15 protein-coding genes, 2 tRNA genes and 3 rRNA genes are annotated in these 20,772 nt (G+C 37.4%); 12 read left to right on the plus strand and 8 right to left on the minus strand.

Annotation, left to right across the window (positions count from 1 at the left end; translation table 11 throughout):
* Positions 1–77: 77 nt before the first annotated feature.
* Positions 78–623: a YfiT family bacillithiol transferase gene (locus HAV12_RS03365; protein WP_171568463.1), complete on the minus strand. Its 546-nt coding sequence runs from the start codon at positions 621–623 to the stop codon at positions 78–80.
* 17 nt (positions 624–640) lie between these two features.
* Positions 641–1,348, minus strand: a complete 708-nt coding sequence (locus HAV12_RS03370) for a bifunctional 2-polyprenyl-6-hydroxyphenol methylase/3-demethylubiquinol 3-O-methyltransferase UbiG (RefSeq protein ID WP_171568464.1) — start codon at positions 1,346–1,348, stop codon at positions 641–643.
* Between the two features lie 74 nt (positions 1,349–1,422).
* Here HAV12_RS03370 and HAV12_RS03375 point away from each other — a divergent pair, with 74 nt between their 5' ends.
* The 7 genes from HAV12_RS03375 (at position 1,423) to rrf (ending at position 9,411) form a co-directional block, all read left to right on the plus strand.
* Positions 1,423–1,917, plus strand: a complete 495-nt coding sequence (locus HAV12_RS03375) for a YkgJ family cysteine cluster protein (protein ID WP_171568465.1) — start codon at positions 1,423–1,425, stop codon at positions 1,915–1,917.
* A 119-nt stretch (positions 1,918–2,036) separates the two neighbouring features.
* Positions 2,037–3,272 (plus strand): ABC transporter permease, encoded by a 1,236-nt coding sequence (locus tag HAV12_RS03380; RefSeq protein WP_171568466.1) that lies wholly within the window; start codon positions 2,037–2,039, stop codon positions 3,270–3,272.
* Positions 3,273–4,201: 929 nt separating this feature from the next.
* Positions 4,202–5,715 (plus strand): 16S ribosomal RNA (locus tag HAV12_RS03385).
* Positions 5,716–5,836: 121 nt separating this feature from the next.
* Positions 5,837–5,910 (plus strand) — tRNA-Ile (locus HAV12_RS03390).
* Positions 5,911–6,008: 98 nt separating this feature from the next.
* Positions 6,009–6,082, plus strand: a tRNA-Ala gene (locus HAV12_RS03395).
* A 185-nt stretch (positions 6,083–6,267) separates the two neighbouring features.
* Positions 6,268–9,151 (plus strand): 23S ribosomal RNA (locus HAV12_RS03400).
* 150 nt (positions 9,152–9,301) lie between these two features.
* A 5S ribosomal RNA gene (gene rrf, locus HAV12_RS03405) occupies positions 9,302–9,411 on the plus strand.
* The 16S, 23S and 5S rRNA genes sit together here with 2 tRNA genes alongside, the layout of an rRNA operon.
* 590 nt (positions 9,412–10,001) lie before the next feature.
* On the opposite strand, the gene HAV12_RS03410 is transcribed toward rrf, so the two are convergent.
* The 4 genes from HAV12_RS03410 to HAV12_RS03425 form a co-directional block, all read right to left on the minus strand.
* A complete protein-coding gene (locus HAV12_RS03410) occupies positions 10,002–12,389 on the minus strand; it encodes a TonB-dependent receptor domain-containing protein (protein WP_171568468.1) in 2,388 nt (795 codons plus the stop codon).
* Between the two features lie 149 nt (positions 12,390–12,538).
* Positions 12,539–13,687, minus strand: a complete 1,149-nt coding sequence (locus tag HAV12_RS03415) for an AraC family transcriptional regulator (protein WP_171568469.1) — start codon at positions 13,685–13,687, stop codon at positions 12,539–12,541.
* A gap of 118 nt (positions 13,688–13,805) precedes the next feature.
* Positions 13,806–14,204 carry a VOC family protein gene (locus tag HAV12_RS03420; RefSeq protein ID WP_171568471.1) on the minus strand — a complete coding sequence of 133 codons (399 nt, stop codon included), beginning with the start codon at positions 14,202–14,204 and terminating at the stop codon, positions 13,806–13,808.
* A 120-nt stretch (positions 14,205–14,324) separates the two neighbouring features.
* The gene (locus tag HAV12_RS03425; RefSeq protein ID WP_171568473.1) at positions 14,325–14,771 is read right to left on the minus strand and encodes a GNAT family N-acetyltransferase; all 447 of its coding nucleotides are present in this window, start codon (positions 14,769–14,771) and stop codon (positions 14,325–14,327) included.
* A 408-nt stretch (positions 14,772–15,179) separates the two neighbouring features.
* Here HAV12_RS03425 and HAV12_RS03430 point away from each other — a divergent pair, with 408 nt between their 5' ends.
* The 3 genes from HAV12_RS03430 to HAV12_RS03440 all read left to right on the plus strand — a co-directional run bounded on the left by HAV12_RS03430 (position 15,180) and on the right by HAV12_RS03440 (position 17,774).
* Positions 15,180–15,896, plus strand: coding sequence for a DUF3667 domain-containing protein (locus HAV12_RS03430; RefSeq protein WP_171568474.1), 717 nt, complete (start codon positions 15,180–15,182; stop codon positions 15,894–15,896).
* Positions 15,897–15,900: 4 nt separating this feature from the next.
* The gene (locus HAV12_RS03435; RefSeq protein WP_132036287.1) at positions 15,901–16,092 is read left to right on the plus strand and encodes a hypothetical protein; all 192 of its coding nucleotides are present in this window, start codon (positions 15,901–15,903) and stop codon (positions 16,090–16,092) included.
* 386 nt (positions 16,093–16,478) lie between these two features.
* Complete coding sequence (locus HAV12_RS03440; RefSeq protein ID WP_171568478.1) at positions 16,479–17,774, plus strand: M20 family metallopeptidase; 1,296 nt, start codon at positions 16,479–16,481, stop codon at positions 17,772–17,774.
* Positions 17,775–17,819: 45 nt separating this feature from the next.
* Here the strand turns inward: HAV12_RS03440 and HAV12_RS03445 are convergent, their stop codons facing one another.
* Entirely contained in the window at positions 17,820–18,173 is a 354-nt protein-coding gene (locus HAV12_RS03445) for a helix-turn-helix domain-containing protein (protein ID WP_171568479.1), read from the minus strand.
* 109 nt (positions 18,174–18,282) lie between these two features.
* Between HAV12_RS03445 and HAV12_RS03450 the strand changes: the two genes are divergently transcribed.
* Together HAV12_RS03450 and HAV12_RS03455 are read left to right on the plus strand one after the other, a co-directional pair.
* A complete protein-coding gene (locus HAV12_RS03450; protein WP_171568481.1) occupies positions 18,283–19,038 on the plus strand; it encodes an SDR family NAD(P)-dependent oxidoreductase in 756 nt (251 codons plus the stop codon).
* A gap of 33 nt (positions 19,039–19,071) precedes the next feature.
* Entirely contained in the window at positions 19,072–19,842 is a 771-nt protein-coding gene (locus tag HAV12_RS03455) for an SDR family oxidoreductase (RefSeq protein ID WP_171568482.1), read from the plus strand.
* A 120-nt stretch (positions 19,843–19,962) separates the two neighbouring features.
* On the opposite strand, the gene HAV12_RS03460 is transcribed toward HAV12_RS03455, so the two are convergent.
* Positions 19,963–20,358, minus strand: a complete 396-nt coding sequence (locus HAV12_RS03460; RefSeq protein ID WP_171568484.1) for a helix-turn-helix domain-containing protein — start codon at positions 20,356–20,358, stop codon at positions 19,963–19,965.
* Between the last annotated feature and the right edge of the window lie 414 nt (positions 20,359–20,772).

Below are 20,772 nucleotides of genomic sequence, written 5' to 3' on the forward strand. Positions count from 1 at the left end.
AAACAAAAAGCGCTTCCATGGAAGCGCTTTTTGTTTTTAGAAGTATACACAATGTGTAAAAATGAAACAACTGCTGTTTATATCCAGTTTTTATCTTTTTTCAGAGTAATGATATGAGCCAAATGATGATTTCCATGCCAGGCATAAGTGGCTATCATTTGTTTTATCTTAATTTCAGAATTATTTTCGGGATGTATAAAGCTTCTTTCGAGATCGGTTTCAGATAAACTTTTCAGGAGATAAGCCAATCTAAAATGTAATCCTTCCAATAAAGATAAAGTAGGTTGTATTGGCATCGCTAAATTATCTTGTAATGCAGACCATAAAACTTCATCATATGCTTTTATTACAGGATTGTTTTCAGTGAGAGCCCATTTGATTCTTATAAAACAGTTCATATGACTTTCGGCACAATGATGAATTACTTGTCGAACCGTCCATCCGCCTGGACGATACGGCGTGTCAAGTTGTTCATCTGATAAAGAAAACGTTTCCTGTTTTAGTTTTTCCGGGAATTGTGCAATTTCCTCCATTTTTTCTAAAAGATATTCTTTTGAATAGGCTGAAGGAGCAATAAATTTGCCTATCGGATACTTTAATTTTTCTAAATCTGAATTTTCCATAAATTAAAAATCTAATATTAAATAGAAAGTCTGGCTAAATAATCATAATGTTCACCTTCTAAAATAAGTTCACATTTTAACCCATTCGCAACAGCTGCATTCTGAAGTGTATTATAATCTAGATATAGCCAATTGAAAGGTTCTTCTTTTTCTTCTTTATAAGAAATATTAAAAACAAGTTCGCCGTAATAATCGGTACTGGACGGAATCCATTTTCCACCGTCTTCATCTTCATCAAACATATAAATAATATCCGAACTGTCTAATAGAATTTGTCCGCCTGGCTGTAATAGTGATTTTAATTTTGATAAGTATTGATTGCAATTTTTCATCTTTCCAAAAATGCCGACACCATTCATTAATAATACGATCGTATCAAATTTTTCTTCTTCAACATCTAATAGGTTTTGAACCTTAGCATTTTTTACACCTCGAAGTTTGCAGGTTTCTATAGCCTTTTCTGAAATGTCAATAGAAGTAACCTCCAAATTACGGTCATTTTGTAATGATAAACTGTGACTTCCGGCTCCGCAACCTACGTCGAGAATTTTTCCACTCGCCATTTGTAAAGCCTTTTGCTCGATTTTTGGCATTTCATTATAAGAACGGAATAAATAATCAACACTCATTTCATCTTTTTCAGAAATCGAAGTTTCGGTAATAAGGTTTTCCGGTGAATTATTGGTTTGAAAGTCGAACATCGCTTTTCCAAAAAGATCTTTCATTGTATTTTAGTTCAAAGTTTACGGTTTCAAGTTTAAAGTTGTTTAATTTTGCAAATCAACTTTAAATTTTAAACTTGAAACAAATTTTAAATAACTTAAATAAGTTAGCCAAAGATAAGCATATCGAAAACAAAAAGTATTTTGATAAGCTTAAAAAGAAACAGCCTAAAAACTTAGACTATGTTATGCAGGAATTGCACGATAAAGAGTTTAAGAAAACAGACTGTCTGCAATGTGCGAATTGTTGTAAAACAACAGGTCCTTTGTTTACCCTGGCTGATATCGAAAGGATTTCGAAATCTTTCAGGCAAAAACCGCAGCAGTTTATCGAACAATACCTTCGCGTGGATGAAGATAAAGATTATGTGCTAAATAGTGTTCCTTGTACTTTTCTGGATAGTGAAAACTATTGTATGATTTACGAGGTACGTCCAAAAGCATGCAGAGAGTTTCCGCATACGGATCGTAAAAAGTTTCATCAGATTTCAGATCTTACTTTAAAAAATGTTGCGATTTGTCCGGCAGCATATAATATTGTGGAGGAGATGAAGAAACGACTTCCGTTATAAATAATTTTTTTCCGGACTTAAATATAATATAATTGTTTTTCGGAACAATTCATGTTTGCTTTTTTAAATGTATTTTTGACTCAGACGAAAGCGAAACACTAATAAAAGATAACTAAAAATTGAATCTAGAATATTTTATTGCTAAAAGACTTATTACTGCAAGGGATTTTAAAAGCAGTATTTCGGCCCCAATTATAAAAATTGCTATTTCGGCTATTGCCATTGGTATTATTATGATGTTGGTATCGGTAGCAACAGGTATTGGTCTGCAGCAAAAAATCCGCGAAAAGGTTTCTGCGTTTAACGGTCAGATTGTTATTTCGAATTATGATAACAATAATTCAGAAGTAACCATAATTCCAATTTCTAAAAAACAGGATTTTTATCCCAATTTCAAATCCGTTCCTGAAGTGAGCCACATACAGGCAATTGCAAGTAAAGCCGGAATCATTAGAACAGAAAGTTCTTTCGAGGGGATTATTTTCAAAGGAGTTGGTTTGGATTACGATTGGAATAAGATAAAAGAATATTTGGTAGAAGGTAAATTGCCTGATTATTCTAAAGGTATAAACGAGGAAGTTATCATTTCCAGGTTTCTTGCTGACCGATTAGGTTTTAAAGTCGGAGATAATTTCAATACCTTTTTTATAAAAGAGGAGCAGGGCAAGATGCCAAACAGTCGTCGTTTCAAAATAACAGGAATTTTTAATTCCGGTTTTCAGAGTTTTGACGCAACTTACATAATTGGAGATATACGCCACATTCAGAGGATTAATAAATGGAATTCGGATCAGGTTGGAGCTTTCGAGGTTTTTGTAAAAGATTTTGATGAAATTAAAGAAACGGGAGATAAAATCTACGAGCAGACTTCCTCAAGTCTAGATACTAAAACGATGATAGAGAAATACAGTTATATTTTTGACTGGCTTCAACTTTTCGATTTTAATATTATAGTTATTCTTGCAATCATGATCATAGTGGCTACAATTAATATGGTAGTTGCTTTATTGGTTCTTATTTTAGAGCGAACACAAATGATTGGAATATTAAAAGCATTGGGTGCAAACAACTGGGCAGTGAGAAAGATATTTCTATACAATGCATTTTATCTTATTATAAGAGGGCTTTTCTGGGGTAACCTAATCGGAATCTCATTATTGTTAGTACAACAGTATTTTGGAATCATTAAATTAAATCCTGAAAATTACTACGTCAACCAGGCACCGGTATATATTAACTGGGTTTATGTAGTGCTGCTAAATTTACTAACCATCACCGTCTGTTTTTTGGTGCTGTTAATTCCGTCCTATATAATTACTAAAATATCTCCGGTCAAAGCCATCCGTTTTGATTAGTTTCTATTTCTATATATAAAGGTACTATTTCGAATATGCACCCCGACAGTTTTTTGAAAACCTGTCGGGTTTGTTTATAGGTATATAATTAATTTAAAGAAAAAAGGATTTCCATTATGGGGTGGTTTGAAAAGAGGTATATATAAGTATAAAGAATAAACTTTGCGCCTTTGCGTGATCTAAGACTTTAAAGTCGGCTTTTTGAGAGGCTCCGTAACAATACAGGCGTGAAAACCCCCGTTTAGCCCCAAAGAAAGACAAAAGAGGTTATTTGTTAAAAGGGCAGAAAAACGCTTTAGAATTGGAAGACCCGCTAAAAAGGGAGGCTAAGATAAAGTGTTGGTTGGATTAATCGCAAAGACCTGTTGAAATTCCTTACAAATGGTAAAAATGTTTAATTTGTAAAAACTCTGTTATCAGAGAGTTAAGAAAAAGTTTTGAAAAAGATGTAAATTATATAAGTAAAAGCCTTGTAAATGTAAATAAAGGGACTACTTTTGCACCCGCAACAGCGACAGACGTTCATCGAAATACTGACAGGCATTACAAATCAAGACGAAAATTTATTTTCAAAAAAGATTTAAAAAAGCTTGTGAGATTTGAAAACAGATGTTACATTTGCACCCCGCAAAACACGGAAAGTTCATTGATAGATTGGTAGGGATTTGGAGGATGCGAGACTTGAAAAAAGTTTCAAAAAAAATCTTCATAAAGTTCTTGCTAATTAAAAAAGAAGTTGTAGTTTTGCACCCGCTTTGAGAAACAAGCGAAAAGAAGAAATACACGTTCGTAGACATATTGAATTGACAGCCGCTTTAACAGAGATGTTAAGGCAAAAGAATAAAGAGTAAGATAATCGAGAGATTAGAAAGAACCGATAGAGACTGATTCGAATAACAAAACGATCTGATTAATCAGATCAACAATATACGATGAAGAGTTTGATCCTGGCTCAGGATGAACGCTAGCGGCAGGCTTAACACATGCAAGTCGAGGGGTATGGTTCTTCGGAACCAGAGACCGGCGCACGGGTGCGTAACGCGTATGCAATCTACCTTTTACAGAGGGATAGCCCAGAGAAATTTGGATTAATACCTCATAGTATAATGACTCGGCATCGAGATATTATTAAAGTCACAACGGTAAAAGATGAGCATGCGTCCCATTAGCTAGTTGGTAAGGTAACGGCTTACCAAGGCTACGATGGGTAGGGGTCCTGAGAGGGAGATCCCCCACACTGGTACTGAGACACGGACCAGACTCCTACGGGAGGCAGCAGTGAGGAATATTGGACAATGGGCGCAAGCCTGATCCAGCCATGCCGCGTGCAGGATGACGGTCCTATGGATTGTAAACTGCTTTTGTACAGGAAGAAACACTGGTTCGTGAACCAGCTTGACGGTACTGTAAGAATAAGGATCGGCTAACTCCGTGCCAGCAGCCGCGGTAATACGGAGGATCCAAGCGTTATCCGGAATCATTGGGTTTAAAGGGTCCGTAGGCGGTTTAGTAAGTCAGTGGTGAAAGCCCATCGCTCAACGGTGGAACGGCCATTGATACTGCTGAACTTGAATTATTAGGAAGTAACTAGAATATGTAGTGTAGCGGTGAAATGCTTAGAGATTACATGGAATACCAATTGCGAAGGCAGGTTACTACTAATTGATTGACGCTGATGGACGAAAGCGTGGGTAGCGAACAGGATTAGATACCCTGGTAGTCCACGCCGTAAACGATGGATACTAGCTGTTGGAAGCAATTTCAGTGGCTAAGCGAAAGTGATAAGTATCCCACCTGGGGAGTACGTTCGCAAGAATGAAACTCAAAGGAATTGACGGGGGCCCGCACAAGCGGTGGAGCATGTGGTTTAATTCGATGATACGCGAGGAACCTTACCAAGGCTTAAATGTAGATTGACCGGTTTGGAAACAGATCTTTCGCAAGACAATTTACAAGGTGCTGCATGGTTGTCGTCAGCTCGTGCCGTGAGGTGTCAGGTTAAGTCCTATAACGAGCGCAACCCCTGTTGTTAGTTGCCAGCGAGTCGTGTCGGGAACTCTAACAAGACTGCCAGTGCAAACTGTGAGGAAGGTGGGGATGACGTCAAATCATCACGGCCCTTACGCCTTGGGCTACACACGTGCTACAATGGCCGGTACAGAGAGCAGCCACTGGGCGACCAGGAGCGAATCTATAAAACCGGTCACAGTTCGGATCGGAGTCTGCAACTCGACTCCGTGAAGCTGGAATCGCTAGTAATCGGATATCAGCCATGATCCGGTGAATACGTTCCCGGGCCTTGTACACACCGCCCGTCAAGCCATGGAAGCTGGGGGTGCCTGAAGTCGGTGACCGCAAGGAGCTGCCTAGGGTAAAACTGGTAACTAGGGCTAAGTCGTAACAAGGTAGCCGTACCGGAAGGTGCGGCTGGAACACCTCCTTTCTAGAGCCTTAGTGTTAGCACTTGTGCACGCTGAGGAAAAAAGAAGAAGCTTTAAAGGTTTTAATTTTAAGACTATTTTACTCTTGCTGTTAGTTCAAATAATAAATTTTAGGAATAAGAGTGTCTCGTAGCTCAGCTGGTTAGAGTACTACACTGATAATGTAGGGGTCGACAGTTCGAGTCTGTCCGAGACAACTATTTAAACTTAAAAAAAGGAAATTTTAGAAGTTGAAAGATTAAGGATCAAAAAGTTCATAATTTTTAATTCACGATTTTTAATTTTTAATTAAAAAGGGGGATTAGCTCAGCTGGCTAGAGCGCCTGCCTTGCACGCAGGAGGTCAACGGTTCGACTCCGTTATTCTCCACAAAAGGTTTTAAGCTATATGCTTTAAGCCGTAAGCAAAAAAGCCTAAGGCGTAATGCCTAAAGCTTATAGCTAAACAAAGTTCATTGACATATTGAGATAAGAAATAATAAAAAGTAGAAAGCGTTTTTTACTATTTATAGTAAAAGACAAAAAAAACGGTCATAATTGATTTTATGATTGGTACAATAAGCAAAATAAGGGCGTATGGGGGATGCCTTGGCTCTCAGAGGCGATGAAAGGCGTGATAAGCTGCGAAAAGCTACGGGGACGGGCACACACCGATTGATCCGTAGATACCTGAATGGGGCAACCCACTATGTTGAAGACATAGTACACCGATAGGTGGGCAAACCCGCTGAACTGAAACATCTAAGTAGGCGGAGGAGAAGAAAACAAAAGTGATTCCGTAAGTAGTGGCGAGCGAACGCGGATTAGCCCAAACCAATGTTGTTACGGCAATGTTGGGGTTGTAGGACCACGACATTTTATGTACAAAGAATTAGAATTTACTGGAAAGTAAAGCCGGAGAAGGTGATAGCCCTGTATAAGTAATGAGTATAATAGATAGTGGTATCCTGAGTAGGGCGGGGCACGTGAAACCCTGTCTGAATTTGGCGGGACCATCCGCTAAGGCTAAATACTCCTGAGAGACCGATAGTGAACCAGTACCGTGAGGGAAAGGTGAAAAGAACCGTGAATAACGGAGTGAAATAGATCCTGAAACCATACGCTTACAAGCGGTCGGAGCCCTTTCGTGGGGTGACGGCGTGCCTTTTGCATAATGAGCCTACGAGTTAACGTTGCTGGCAAGGATAAGTGGTTAAGTCACGGATCCGTAGCGAAAGCGAGTCTGAATAGGGCGCTTTAGTCAGTAGTGTTAGACGCGAAACCGTGTGATCTACCCATGGGCAGGATGAAGCTGTGGTAACACACAGTGGAGGTCCGAACCGGTTGACGTTGAAAAGTCTTCGGATGACCTGTGGGTAGGGGTGAAAGGCCAATCAAACTCGGAAATAGCTCGTACTCCCCGAAATGCATTTAGGTGCAGCGTTATTTTAGTTATATAGAGGTAGAGCTACTGATTGGATGCGGGGGCTTCACCGCCTACCAATTCCTGACAAACTCCGAATGCTATATAATGATTGATAACAGTGAGGGCTTGGGTGCTAAGGTCCAAGTCCGAGAGGGAAAGAACCCAGACCATCAGCTAAGGTCCCCAAATATATACTAAGTTGAAAGAACGAGGTTTGTCTGCCCAGACAGCTAGGATGTTGGCTTGGAAGCAGCCATTCATTTAAAGAGTGCGTAACAGCTCACTAGTCGAGCGGACGAGCATGGATAATAATCGGGCATAAGTATATTACCGAAGCTATGGATTTAGAGTTTACTCTAAGTGGTAGGGGAGCATTCTAACAGGGTTGAAGGTGTATCGTAAGGTATGCTGGACTGGTTAGAAAAGAAAATGTAGGCATAAGTAACGATAATGCGGGCGAGAAACCCGCACACCGAAAAACTAAGGTTTCCACAGCTATGCTAATCAGCTGTGGGTTAGTCTGGTCCTAAGGCGAACCCGAAAGGGACAGTCGATGGCTAACGGGTTAATATTCCCGTACTACTAATTACTGTGATGGGGTGACGGAGTGATGAAAGCGCCGCGAACTGACGGAATAGTTCGTTGAAGTACCTACCTATAAGCTGCGCAGGCAAATCCACGCGGCTTGGGGAAATACGATAGTACTCGGAGTCTTCGGACAAAGAGATAGTGCGCCTAAGGGCTTCCAAGAAAAACCTCTAAACTTCAGGTAATTAGTACCAGTACCGTAAACCGACACAGGTAGTTGAGGAGAGAATCCTAAGGTGCTCGAGAGATTCATGGCTAAGGAATTAGGCAAAATAGACCCGTAACTTCGGGAGAAGGGTCGCCCTGTAGCAATACAGGGCCGCAGTGAAGAGGTCCAGGCGACTGTTTATCAAAAACACAGGGCTCTGCAAAATCGTAAGATGAAGTATAGGGCCTGACACCTGCCCGGTGCTGGAAGGTTAAGAGGAGATGTTATCTTCGGAGAAGCATTGAATTGAAGCCCCAGTAAACGGCGGCCGTAACTATAACGGTCCTAAGGTAGCGAAATTCCTTGTCGGGTAAGTTCCGACCTGCACGAATGGTGTAACGATCTGGACACTGTCTCAGCCATGAGCTCGGTGAAATTGTAGTAACGGTGAAGATGCCGTTTACCCGCAGTGGGACGAAAAGACCCTGTGCACCTTTACTATAGCTTAGTATTGACCTTGGATAAATGATGTGTAGGATAGGTTGGAGACTGTGAAGTGGCGTCGCCAGGCGTTGTGGAGTCATTGTTGAAATACAACCCTTTGTTTATCTGAGGCCTAACCCCACAAACGTGGGGGACATTGCTTGGTGGGTAGTTTGACTGGGGTGGTCGCCTCCAAAAGAGTAACGGAGGCTTCTAAAGGTTCCCTCAGTACGCTTGGTAACCGTGCGTAGAGTGCAATGGCATAAGGGAGCTTGACTGAGAGACATACAGGTCGATCAGGTACGAAAGTAGAGCATAGTGATCCGGTGGTTCCGCATGGAAGGGCCATCGCTCAAAGGATAAAAGGTACGCCGGGGATAACAGGCTGATCTCCCCCAAGAGCTCATATCGACGGGGGGGTTTGGCACCTCGATGTCGGCTCGTCACATCCTGGGGCTGGAGAAGGTCCCAAGGGTTGGGCTGTTCGCCCATTAAAGTGGCACGCGAGCTGGGTTCAGAACGTCGTGAGACAGTTCGGTCTCTATCTACTGTGGGCGTTAGAAATTTGAGTGGATCTGATTCTAGTACGAGAGGACCGAATTGGACAAACCTCTAGTGTATCTGTTGTTCCGCCAGGAGCATCGCAGAGTAGCTACGTTTGGAAGGGATAAGCGCTGAAAGCATATAAGCGCGAAACCCACCACAAGATGAGATTTCTTTTAAGGATCGTGGAAGATGACCACGTTGATAGGCTATAGATGTAAAGGCAGTAATGTCATAGTCGAGTAGTACTAATAATCCGTAAGCTTATGTACACCCTTTTCCCGGGCCGCAAGGCTCGGGGAGAAACTTTCTAAAATAAAAAACTTTCTTTATCTCAGTATGTTAAGATATTATTGCAATTTTTTTAATTTTTAATTCTAAATTTTTAATTAATTGCAAGTTACCTCAAGTAACAACGACCTTAAGGTGGTTATTGCGGCGGGGCTCACCTCTTCCCATCCCGAACAGAGTAGTTAAGCCCGCCTGCGCAGATGGTACTGCAGTTATGTGGGAGAGTATGTCGTCGCCTTTCTTTTTAAAAACCCTGTTTCAAACGAAACAGGGTTTTTTGTTTTATGTTGAATCGTGGAATTTAAACGCAAAGTCCGCAAAGGAGTTTTTGAATGGTATTAAATTGCAAGGGGCGCAAGGCTGGAGGGGCTGTTTGGGATTCTTTTGAAAACAGATCTCAAATTACCCTTAAACTGCGTTAGGGATCGCAGCGGTATCCTTTTGCGGGGAACGTAAATCTCTTAAAGCACCCCAAACCAATCCCGCAAAAGATTTAGCGTAGAGCCCGACCCAAAGGGAAACGCCCACAAACAATAACTGAGGATATGATGGAGATAGAATGTGTCGAATTATAATCCTTTGGTTTTAGACCAGTGAAAAGCAAATAGGATATTTACTCAGAATGTACTAATCTAACGGCCTGTAAGATCTTAATTAAAACTATTCGCTAAAAAGCTAGTTCCTGCAAAGTTTTTAGTGGTAAATGTATTGTGATCATTCAAACTATTTGCTTCAGGCGGAATTTAAGGTTCGGGAAGGGATGTAAAAGTAGAATAACTTATAAAATAAAAAGATAAAAGCTCCACTTTCAAAAATGGAGCTTTTATCTTTTTATTTTGCCAATCTTCTTTTCTCTTCTTCATTTCCGAAATCTCTTTGTTTGACGCTTATTTTAGTATTTCCGAAATTGTAAATTACAGAAAATCTAAAAAAACGACTGCTTTCATTTTGGCTGTAAACCTGTTTTATGCCATTCACTACAGAAACAAAATCTTTTAAATAAGCGGTATTGAAAATATCATTGGCCAGAAAGGCAATCTGCATGCTTTTCTTAAAAAGATTTTGCTTTAGGGCAATATTCAAACCTGACATATAGCCTACAGTATATAATCCGCTTTTTACGGGCGAACTATAGGTGTAATCTACCTGTAATTTTGTTGCTTCGCCTAATGAAAAAGTATTGCTGGTAGAAAAATCAAGCTGAAGACCGTTGGTCGGAGTAGCATTGATTCCTGAAGTAAACGTCGTTTTCGAACCCAACAGATATAAAGTGTTTTCTGTAGACCACCAATTCGTAATTTCAGCGGTATAACTTTCTCCGAAACCATAATTGATTCCTTTATAATAATTTTCTCTGGTGACCACCTGTGTATTCGTTGCCGGATCTGAAGTGAAGATTACACCATAACCATCGGTAATAGTATTTATGAAAAAACTGGTTCGTAAAATTTCTTTATAAGAATGTGATACTTCAAAATTATTACTAAACGAAGGTTTTAAGAATGGATTCCCTTCAGAATAACTGTTACTGTTAATGTACGTGCGGAACGGATTTAATAAGTCAAAACGGGGTCTGTTGATTCTTTTTCCATAATTGAAGTTAAAACTGTTATTCTCGTTCTTTTTGTAAGTAAGATAAAAGGTTGGAAATAACATAAAATAGTTGTTTTTGATCTCCTGATTTAAATTCGCCGAATATCCATTAGTTTGTGTGTTTTCGGCTCTTAATCCTAATTGAAGATTAAATTTATCATTGAATTTCTTATTTCCGCTGACGTAAATTGCCTGATTGTTTTCTTGGTATTCAAATTCATTAGATTGATTCAGGTCTACAATGGGAGTTCCGCTCCTGTTGTCGTAAGAAAGCAGACTGCTTTCGCTTTTTGTAAAACTTACTTTAGTGCCATAAGACAAATTCACAAATTCAAGCGGATGTTCCATATCGGCTTTTACACTTCTGTTGTCAATATTCTGATTAGAAATATTTCTTCCGTATTGATCCAGACTTATAAAAATCATGTCCGGTGTATATTTTCTTGTGGTGAAATCACGATCGAATTTAGAATCGTAATTGAAATAATCAACATCTACTGAAAATTTTCGATTCAACGTATCTAATTTGGTCAGCAAGTGCAAATTGTAGGTTTGATTACCTGAATTTTTGTTGTTGAAACCATCATTCAAAACAATGCTGTTCATCTTGTTTTCAGTATCATAATTCTTAATGATAATGTCTGATTTGAAATTTGGGTTTTTACGATCGTTCAGATACTGAAAACCAACTGTAGTACGTTCAGAGATATCATAATCTAAAGCCAATTTTCCCGAAAGATTGTCTTCGTTGATTTTTGATTGTGCATTCATATGCTGTAGTCCGTCAGGGAAATAAAGTTTTAAATTTTCATCAGCATTTCTATAGCCTGATTTTGCATTTGCAGTCATACTAAATCGAAATTTGTTTTTGTTGTAAAAGAAGTTGTTTCGCAGCGTATAATTACCATATTTGTTTTGATCGTAAGAAAGCGTGGTAGTATTCTTCCAGGAATCCCGTGTTCCTTTTTTTAAGTTGATATTAATAAGTCCGCCAGTGCCATTTGCGTCATATTTTGCTGGCGGATTAGTTATAATTTCGATGTTTTTGATGTCATTTGCCGAAATTGATTTCAGGAAACTATTTAGTTCTTCACCTGACAACTCCACAATACGGCCATCGATCATGACACGAGATGAACCTTTTCCTAATATATTGATGGTATTGTTTTGTACGACTACTCCGGGTGCTGTATTGATCGCGCTAAGGGCATCGCCTCCGGTGGTTGAAACATTATTTTCAACATTATAAATCAGGCGGTCAATTTTTTGTTCGATGGTTCTTTTTTTTGTGGTAATAACAACTTCATCCAGGTTATTTGTCTTTTTAGTCAGGAGAATTAAACCCAGATCAATGTCTTTTTCAATAAGAATATCCTTTTCCCAATTCATTAAACCTTGCGGGCTTATCTTTATTTTGTAAAATCCTTTACTGATAGTGATTTCAAAAGTACCATCTTCTTTACTGGCAGTTCCGTCAACGATTTTTCCTTCTGGAGAGAAGACTACAATATTTTCCCAAGGTAATGCAGCGGTTTCGTCTGTTATTTTTCCTTTTAATTGGAATGTTGATTGCGCTAAACAAAATAATGGCAATAGTAAAAAAATAAAGAGGTTTGCTTTTTTCATGATTTCTAATTTTAAGCTTGTGATTAATTTGAGACAAAGTTGCTTTAGAAATATCCGGCAGGCGACCGATAAAAAAAAGTCGAACCAATTTCATCTCTAGAAATTGGTTCGACTTTTATGGCTGTGGAGTACGACTTTTTACAAACAGCTTACTGTGAGCTGTTTCTGTAAGCAGTTGGGGTGAGTTCCGTGTATTTTTTGAAAGAAGTATTAAAAGATGATTTTGAATTAAAGCCCACTTCATATAAGATTTCTAAAATTGTAAGATCCTTTTTGCCCTGGTTTTTTAAAATTCCCATGGCTTTTTGAATGCGGTATTCATTTACAAAATCAAAAAAATGCTGATTCATATGATGATTGATTAAAACCGACAGCTCACGAACTGGTATATTAATCTGATTTGAAAGTTGCTGAATGGTAAGGGAAGGATCAAGATACGGTTCCTGGGCAGTCATGTATTCTTTTAAACTTTCGATTTGCGAAGCGATAACAGGACCCGTACTGTTTTTGGATTCAGCTGAAATATTGTCCGACTTGGGAAGAATATCTTTTGCCAGTTCTAATTTCGAGTTGATACCCCTGAAAAGTTCAGGATAATTCAGTGCCTTTAAAACAAACCAGCAGGTAATGCATAAGGCAAACAATCCTACGAATACATTTGCCCAAAGAAATATATCATGGAAAGCCGTATAACGCAGTAAATTTTTGGTGGCTACAATGCTGTGTGCCGCAAAAAAGACAATGGTCATTTGCATGAGCCATTTATAGGTCGAAGTGCTGGCATTAGCATAATTTTCAAGATAGACTTCTCTGTACTTTTTGAGAATCAGTAAGACACTTATGATGTAGAATACGTACTGAATTTCGACTATAAGCTGGAAAGAATACATTTCCGGCATTTTATTATGAACTTCAAAAACACGGCTTTTTTCGATACCATCGGCCAGATAGAATCTCGGAGTTAAAATTAAATTGACCAGTATAAATGGAATCGTATGCAGTAAATGTTTTGCCTTTAATTTAAAGTCAGTATAACAAACCGATAAAACGTAGAGATAAAACAAAGGCATGCCGAGTAGAGAAGTGGTCCATCTGAAAATCTCTAAATTTAAGTGGCTGCTGATAAAATCGAAAATAAAGAAACCACTGAGGTCAATTGCTGATAAAATAAGAAAAGCGGCAAATAATCTGTTAGCCTGTTTATTGCTTGTCTTTACGGTAAGTAAGAAAAAAGCAAGAAGCAGCGAAACAGAAATACCAATGGCAGCCACAATACTTAAAAATACCAATCTATTCATTGCTGTTTTTTTATCAAAAATAAGGTTTAATTGAAGAAAAACTACAATGGAAGTAAATTTGTTGCTTTCACTGAAAAGGAAGTATTGACGGCTTCTTTAAATAGTAATTGGTTTTTTATTACATGCCCGGCCAATACAAAACATTAAACTTATGGCCATCCGGATCCGCAAAGCAAAAGGTATAACCCTGTTCGTAATTTTGAGGTTCAGATAAAACGCTTCCGCCGGCTTCAATAACTTTTTCGCGCCAGCCGTCAACTTCTTCTCTGGTGGTTGCAGAAAGTGAAAAGATAACTTCACTTTGTGTTTTCCAGTGTCCGATTGCGCCATTGATATCCGTTTCCAATTTTGATCTTTTAAAGAAATTGATAATGAATTTGTCTTTGCCAAAGTTGAAACTTGCATTCTCATCCGAACTGTATTTGTTGTTCGATTCAAATCCCAGTTTGGTATAGAATTCATATGTCGCTTTTAGATCGTCTGAGGATAAATTTCCCCATATCATTTTAGGTTCCATGTTTCGAAATTTTGAATTAATAGAAAGTAAAAGTATGATTTTTAATGGTTTGCGTTGTTATGTTTAAATTAGGGAATATTCCGTTTTTATCAGGTTAAAAGTTCTCTCTTTACTTCTTAATTATTTTTTGTAAACCTCCGGATTGAAAAGTTCCATATAAATTTCCGGTTTGGGTAATGGAGTAAAACCATATTTTTTATATAACCAGTCCGCGGTTGAAGTTAGTAAAATCCAGCGTCTTAAACCTTGCAGATTGGGATGCGTCATCACACTTTCCATTAGTTTTTTCGAAAGGCCCTGTCCACGATAAGCGTCCAAAACATAAATGTCGCCTAAATAGGCAATCGTAGAAAAGTCAGATATAACCCTGGCAAAACCTATTTGTTTGCTGTTGTGGAAAAGCCCAAAATTCAGGGAATTATCGATGGACGTTTTTACTTTTTCAAATGGAATATTATCGCTCCAGCCTGAATCTTTCGACAGAAAATCATGAATGGCTACAAGATCCAGTTTTGTTTTGTCTGTTGTAATAAGGAACTCTCCAAATGTTTCTTCAGTGTTTTCCATTTCAATCAATTTAGATTTGTAGTGAACTTGTTTCTACGGTTGGATTAACGGTTATTTTACGAATTGAGTAATAAACAAAAATACAATTTTTCAGTTAAGTACTAAATTTGGATGATTTGCAGGTTTTGGTAGTATTACTTATCTTTTTGTCTGTTTTTTTATAGAAGATTTAAACAATTTAAATAAACCAATTCTGAACAAACATTTCTGTTTCGATTTAAAAAAAGTTATTAAATTGTAGTAAAAATATTTCTTATATTCGCTTTAGGAAAAGTAATCTTATTTCTTAAAAACCGATTATAAAAATTTGATATTGTGTTATTTTACAACTTGAATTTGTAGGTTATTGGCAATTTTATAATAAAAAACGTAAATAAAGAATTTTACAAAATTACTAGAATTAAACAAATGAATTGTAAAAATTGTAATGCAGAAGCAACTCAGAATTACTGTCCGGAGTGTGGGCAGCCAATGAGTTTAAAAAGAATTGACAGACATTATATAACGCACGAAATTGAACATGTTTTGCATTTTGAAAGAGGTATTCTCTATACCATAAGAGAATTAATCACCAGACCGGGAGAAAATATAAAACAATTTCTCCTGGAAAACAGAAGCCGACTTGTAAAACCTATTATTTTTATAATTATAACTTCTTTGATTTATTCATTTGTAAATCATTTTTTCCATATTGAGGACGGCTACTTAAAACCGGACGAAAGTAGTACATCAACTGTAGGTGTAATTTTTAAATGGTCCCAGGATCATTATGGTTATGCCAATATAATAGAAGGGGTATTTATTGCGATATGGACAAAGATTTTCTTTAGAAAGTACGGTTACAATTTTTTTGAGATTCTAATTCTGCTCTGTTTCGTAACCGGAATTGGTATGCTGATTTTTGCAGTTTTCGCCCTACTCGAGGGTTTGACAAAAATTAACTTATTACAAATTGCAACTATTGCAAGTTTAGCTTATTGCAGTTGGGCTATTGGACAATTTTTTGACAAAAATAAACTAATGAGTTATGTGAAGGCCTTTGCAGCCTATCTGTTGGGAATGATAACTTTGGTAATTCTTGCTATTGTGATAGGAATACTAATTGACACACTTATAAAACATTAAAATTATGGAAAATAGAAAACCAGTATCCTTTACTCTTTTAGTTGTAGCAATCATTTTAGGGGTAACATTGTTTAAGCAATTCGACTTTAAAACGCTAAGATTTGAGCAGCCGGCACTGGCAGTTATTTACCTGATTGTCTTTGTCGTTTGTGTTTACTTTCTAATAAAAAGACCCAAAAATCAATCTGAAAAATAAAAAAAACTGTCAGTGACTGATTTTTTTTGAAAAATAGATTCCTGTCTTTTACATAAGTTCAATTAGAAAAACCTCTCAGAAACGAGAGGTTTTTTTGAGCTCTTGTCAGGATAGCAGGAATACTCAGGAGAGATGGGGGTTTTATGATAGTCCTCGCAATTCATTTTATTAGGATTTGAAGAAAATTTCTATAAGATTAAGTTGGGCACTTTTTCTTTTCAATTTAGAAAAGTTTATAACTAATAGCAAAAATATTTTTTACATTCGCTTGCAGGAAAATAATTTATGTTGAAAAGTTAGCCAGAACAAGTGATATTGATATTATTTAATTGCTGCTATACATAAGTTAGCCGACATCTGGAAGAAAAACTCTCAAAAAAAATTAAATGAAAAATCATTTTTTATTATCGTTACTTTTTATAATTCTGGTTATTTGCCAACCACAGCTTGTTAGCGGTCAGCAAAAGAATGTAATTTTAAATCAGGAATCTATTAAATTAGAGACTGACAGAATTTTTGAAAAATTAGTGAAAATTAGAAGAGACTTTCACGAAAATCCGGAATTGGCAGGCAAAGAAAAACAAACTCAGGAAATCATAAAACAATATTTGTTGGGTTTAGGACTTCAGGTTAAGACCAATAGCTATGGATACGGTGTTGTAGGCATTTTAAAAGGAGGTAAAAAAGGGAAGAGCATTGCCTGGAGAGCCGAGATGGACGCTCTTCCAAATGATTTTCCTGATAAAGCTGATTTCAAATCTACTGTAAAAGGGGTACAGCACGGATGCGGTCACGATGTTCACATGGCAATTGCATTAGGAATTGCTGAAGTACTTGCAAAAAATAAAAGTGCCTTGCATGGCACAGTCTATTTTATTTTTCAGCCTGAGGAAGAAACATTTATTGGAGCAAAAAATATGATTGCCAAAGGTTTGCTTTCGCAAATTGATCCTGACGAAATTTATGCCTTGCATGTAACGGCGTTACCTGTGGGGCAGATAATGGTTAAAACAAATGAAATGTTTGCCTGTCAAAAAAGAGTACGGATTCAGCTTAAAGATGAATTATCTAATGGCGAAGCAAAAGAACTGACAAAAAAAATACACCACTTTTTATCTCGTGCCAGTACTGGCAGTAAGCCATGGGAAATACAACAGATCAGTGATCCCAACATCGGACTGATGAACTCCAATACAATTTTCAAAGATTACCTCATAATGGATGAGAATTTTATCACGTATTCTAAAAACGGAGCATTTTTTTTAGAAGCATATTTGTATGAGGCAGATTCCTCTAAACTGGAAGCCATTATACCTAAAATTAAACAAGTAATAGAATCAAGCGGTTATGCTGACAAATTGCTTTCTGTTTCCTATATACAGGAAAACCCGACAATCCTTAATGACGAAAAGTTAACGAACATCGCAGTTAAAACTCTTGATAATATTTATGGAAAAGGTTTCGTGGTTATGGATTATGGCCAGGTTCCTTTTTTTAATGATGATTTTGCCTATTTTCAACAAAAGATTCCCGGAGTTTACTTTTTTCTTGGAGGTTCTAACATTCAAAAAGGCATTACTGCAATGAATCACGCTCCAAATTTTGAGGTTGATGAAGAGTGTATAAAAACAGGAGTCAAAAGCTTTTCCTCCTTAATTCTTGAAAGATTAAGAACCCAGTGAAAATTAAATATGGCTGCTTAGGAGCACTGTTTAAGTACTAAAAAATTATTCTTCTATTATTTTTTTTCGGTGCTCGATTCCCCAATCGGTCAGATTGTTAATTATAGTCTGAAGGGTTTTACCATGTTCTGTAAGTACATATTCAATACTTACTGGCTGAGTATCTAAAACGGTGCGTTTGATTAGTTTGTTGATTTCTAATTCTTTCAATTCCTTGCTCAGCATTTTGTTCGAGATACCCACTACATCGTTGAGAATATCAGAAAATCTTCTTTTGTTATAATAACAAATCGAGGAAATAATAGCTATTTTCCATTTTCCACTCAACACATCCATTGAATCCTGGACGGCCATCATCTCTTTTTTGTGCTTTTCTTTTTCGCGGTAGTTACAATCCATAAGAGGTTACTTTGTTACTTCAAGGTTACTGTTACTTTTAGTTACAAAGTTACTAAAAGTAATTAATGTGTTCTACATTTGCATCTTTAATATTATAAAAAAGTATAAAATGAGTAAATTAAATAACAAAGTAGCCATAGTTACAGGCGCTTCAAAAGGAATCGGAGCTTCTATTGCCCAATATTTTGCAGCAGAGGGCGCAAAAGTTGTTGTAAACTATGCATCAAGTAAAGAAGATGCAGAGAAAGTAGTAAAAGCCATAACGTATAATGGAGGAATTGCTATTGCGGTACAGGCAGATGTATCTGTAGAAGCAGACGTGACAAAACTGTTTGAAGCAACAAAAAATGCTTTTGGAACATTGGATATTCTGGTAAATAATGCCGGTATTTATCAATATGCACCCATCGAAGAAGCCTTAGAGGAATCCTTTCACAGGCAATTTAATACCAACGTTTTGGGATCCCTGTTTTCCATTCAGGCGGCTCTGAAATTGTTTGGTGAAAAAGGAGGGAATATTATCAATATCAGCTCCGGTGCAAGTAATACACCGTTGCCAACAGGTGCCGTATATTCTGCTACCAAAGCAGCCTTAGACGCGATTACGATTTCTTTGTCGAAAGAATTTAGCGGAAGAAATATCCGTATCAATTCTATTTTACCGGGTGTAGTAGAAACAGAAGGTTCACATAGCGCCGGCTTTATTGGCAGTGATTTCGAAGCAAAATTGGTGGCCACTACACCACTTGGCCGTACAGGACAGCCGGAAGATATTGCAAAAGTTGCCGTATTTCTTGCCTCTGATGATGCTGGGTGGATTACGGGAGAAAAAATTTCTGTTTCAGGAGGCATTTACGGGATATAAATTTCAGCTGTTAAAAAATTAAAACAAAGCAAAATGAGCAAACTAAAAAATAAAGTAGCAGTAGTTACAGGCGGTAATAGCGGCATTGGATTCGGTATTGCGGAAGCATTCAGAAACGAAGGAGCTGTGGGTGCCATTACGGGAAGAAATGAGAAAACATTAAACGATGCTGTAGCAATCCTGGGTGCAGATTTTATCAGCATTGCGGGAGATGTCACGAATAGCAATGATCTGGAAAATACATTCAAAAAGACTTTCGATACATTCGGTAAAATCGATGTCTTGGTCGTAAATGCAGGAGGTGTTGTAGACGGTCAACAAATGGGTACCATAGATCAAGTTACAGAAGAAAATTATGATAGCTATATGAATCTTAATTTGAAAAGTGCCTATTTCACCGTACAAAAAGCACTTCCGTATTTAAATGACGGTGCATCGATCATACTAATAGGATCAAGTGCGGCTCATCGCGCGGCACCCGGTATGGCTATTTATGCAGCAGCAAAAGCCGCGATTATAGCATTCGCCAAAGGTTTGTCGCTCGATTTATTGCCACGAAAAATAAGAGTGAATGCGCTGTCGCCGGGTTCTATTGATACACCTGTTTTCGGAAAACTTGTACCGGAGGAACATTTAGATCAGGTAAAACAAATGTGGATCGACATTACGCCGGTAGGCAGACAAGGACTTCCGTCTGACATTGGGCATGCCGCTGTATTTTTAGCCTCAGATGAGTCGTCTTTTATAGTAGGTACCGAAATTCTTTCGGATGGTGGTCTTACCAATATCAGTTTAATGAAATAATTAATATGTTTTGTGGTTTTGCAATGTGTTTGTAGAAAACAGGAGTAAAACAAGCTAAAATAAAAGGAGCTGCCTCAGTTTGAGACAGCTCCTTACTATGCTGTATCTTTTTTCTAAAGGTTATTTATCCTTTAGCATCTTTTCTAAATATTCAACCTTATCTTTTTCAGCCTGAACCAAACGTTCGTATAGTTCAATTACTTTATCTAAAGGGTTAAAGTTGCAAGTAGAACCATTGCCAAAGTTGCCAAAATTTCCATGACTTTCATTGAAAGTATTAAAATAATTAAATACGCCTTCTTCTGAGAAATTTTTAATTGCCTCTACACTTACACCAAGCGCCTTTGCCACTTCTATTAATTTTTCTTCTTCTATGGTCTCGCTGTTTTCCATAATTGAAACTGCCTGCTGATTGGTTCCTAAAGCCTGGGCCAATGCTTCCTGTTTCATGTCTTTCAGTTCACGAATACGGCTGATTTTTCGCCCTATGTGGTTTGGTTTTGTTGCTGTGCTCATCCTTCAAAGATAATAATTATGAATAAAAAAATTAGAGATACGTAAAAAAATGTAACATGTAAGCCGTGACTTGTAAGATGTAAATAGAATACTGTCACTCAAATTATGGTTATTATATTTTAGTGTTGTTGAAAATTTAATTTTCACTCTCGCTTTACAACAAAAGTGTTGTAAATATTTTGTTGTATTTTTTATTTCAACATAAATTTTTCAACAGAATAGTTGTACAGTTAATTTTTAATTTTTATTTACAACGGCGATTTTTTCAGACTTTATGTTGTTTTAAATAACATCAAATGTAGTAAAATGATTACAGATAAAGTAATACCGATAGAAAATATTTTTTTGATAGTTGTTTATAAAAGCTATTGATAAGAAACCTTAAAGAAATTGCAAAAAGAAAATTGGTATGGA

This window comes from Flavobacterium sp. CLA17 (genome assembly GCF_013112255.2).
GTDB classification, from domain to species: Bacteria; Bacteroidota; Bacteroidia; order Flavobacteriales; family Flavobacteriaceae; genus Flavobacterium; species Flavobacterium circumlabens.

What these genes read in the sequence shown, in the direction of transcription:
- HAV12_RS03435 (WP_132036287.1), top strand. Translation starts at nt 15,901, where the DNA reads ATGGAAAATAGAAAACCAGTATCCTTTACTCTTTTAGTTGTAGCAATC.
- HAV12_RS03460 (WP_171568484.1), bottom strand. Translation starts at nt 20,358, where the DNA reads ATGAGCACAGCAACAAAACCAAACCACATAGGGCGAAAAATCAGCCGT.
- HAV12_RS03410 (WP_171568468.1), bottom strand. Translation starts at nt 12,389, where the DNA reads ATGAAAAAAGCAAACCTCTTTATTTTTTTACTATTGCCATTATTTTGT.
- HAV12_RS03415 (WP_171568469.1), bottom strand. Translation starts at nt 13,687, where the DNA reads ATGAATAGATTGGTATTTTTAAGTATTGTGGCTGCCATTGGTATTTCT.
- HAV12_RS03445 (WP_171568479.1), bottom strand. Translation starts at nt 18,173, where the DNA reads ATGGATTGTAACTACCGCGAAAAAGAAAAGCACAAAAAAGAGATGATG.
- HAV12_RS03370 (WP_171568464.1), bottom strand. Translation starts at nt 1,348, where the DNA reads ATGAAAGATCTTTTTGGAAAAGCGATGTTCGACTTTCAAACCAATAAT.
- HAV12_RS03450 (WP_171568481.1), top strand. Translation starts at nt 18,283, where the DNA reads ATGAGTAAATTAAATAACAAAGTAGCCATAGTTACAGGCGCTTCAAAA.
- HAV12_RS03430 (WP_171568474.1), top strand. Translation starts at nt 15,180, where the DNA reads ATGAATTGTAAAAATTGTAATGCAGAAGCAACTCAGAATTACTGTCCG.
- HAV12_RS03420 (WP_171568471.1), bottom strand. Translation starts at nt 14,204, where the DNA reads ATGGAACCTAAAATGATATGGGGAAATTTATCCTCAGACGATCTAAAA.
- HAV12_RS03425 (WP_171568473.1), bottom strand. Translation starts at nt 14,771, where the DNA reads ATGGAAAACACTGAAGAAACATTTGGAGAGTTCCTTATTACAACAGAC.
- HAV12_RS03455 (WP_171568482.1), top strand. Translation starts at nt 19,072, where the DNA reads ATGAGCAAACTAAAAAATAAAGTAGCAGTAGTTACAGGCGGTAATAGC.
- HAV12_RS03365 (WP_171568463.1), bottom strand. Translation starts at nt 623, where the DNA reads ATGGAAAATTCAGATTTAGAAAAATTAAAGTATCCGATAGGCAAATTT.
- HAV12_RS03440 (WP_171568478.1), top strand. Translation starts at nt 16,479, where the DNA reads ATGAAAAATCATTTTTTATTATCGTTACTTTTTATAATTCTGGTTATT.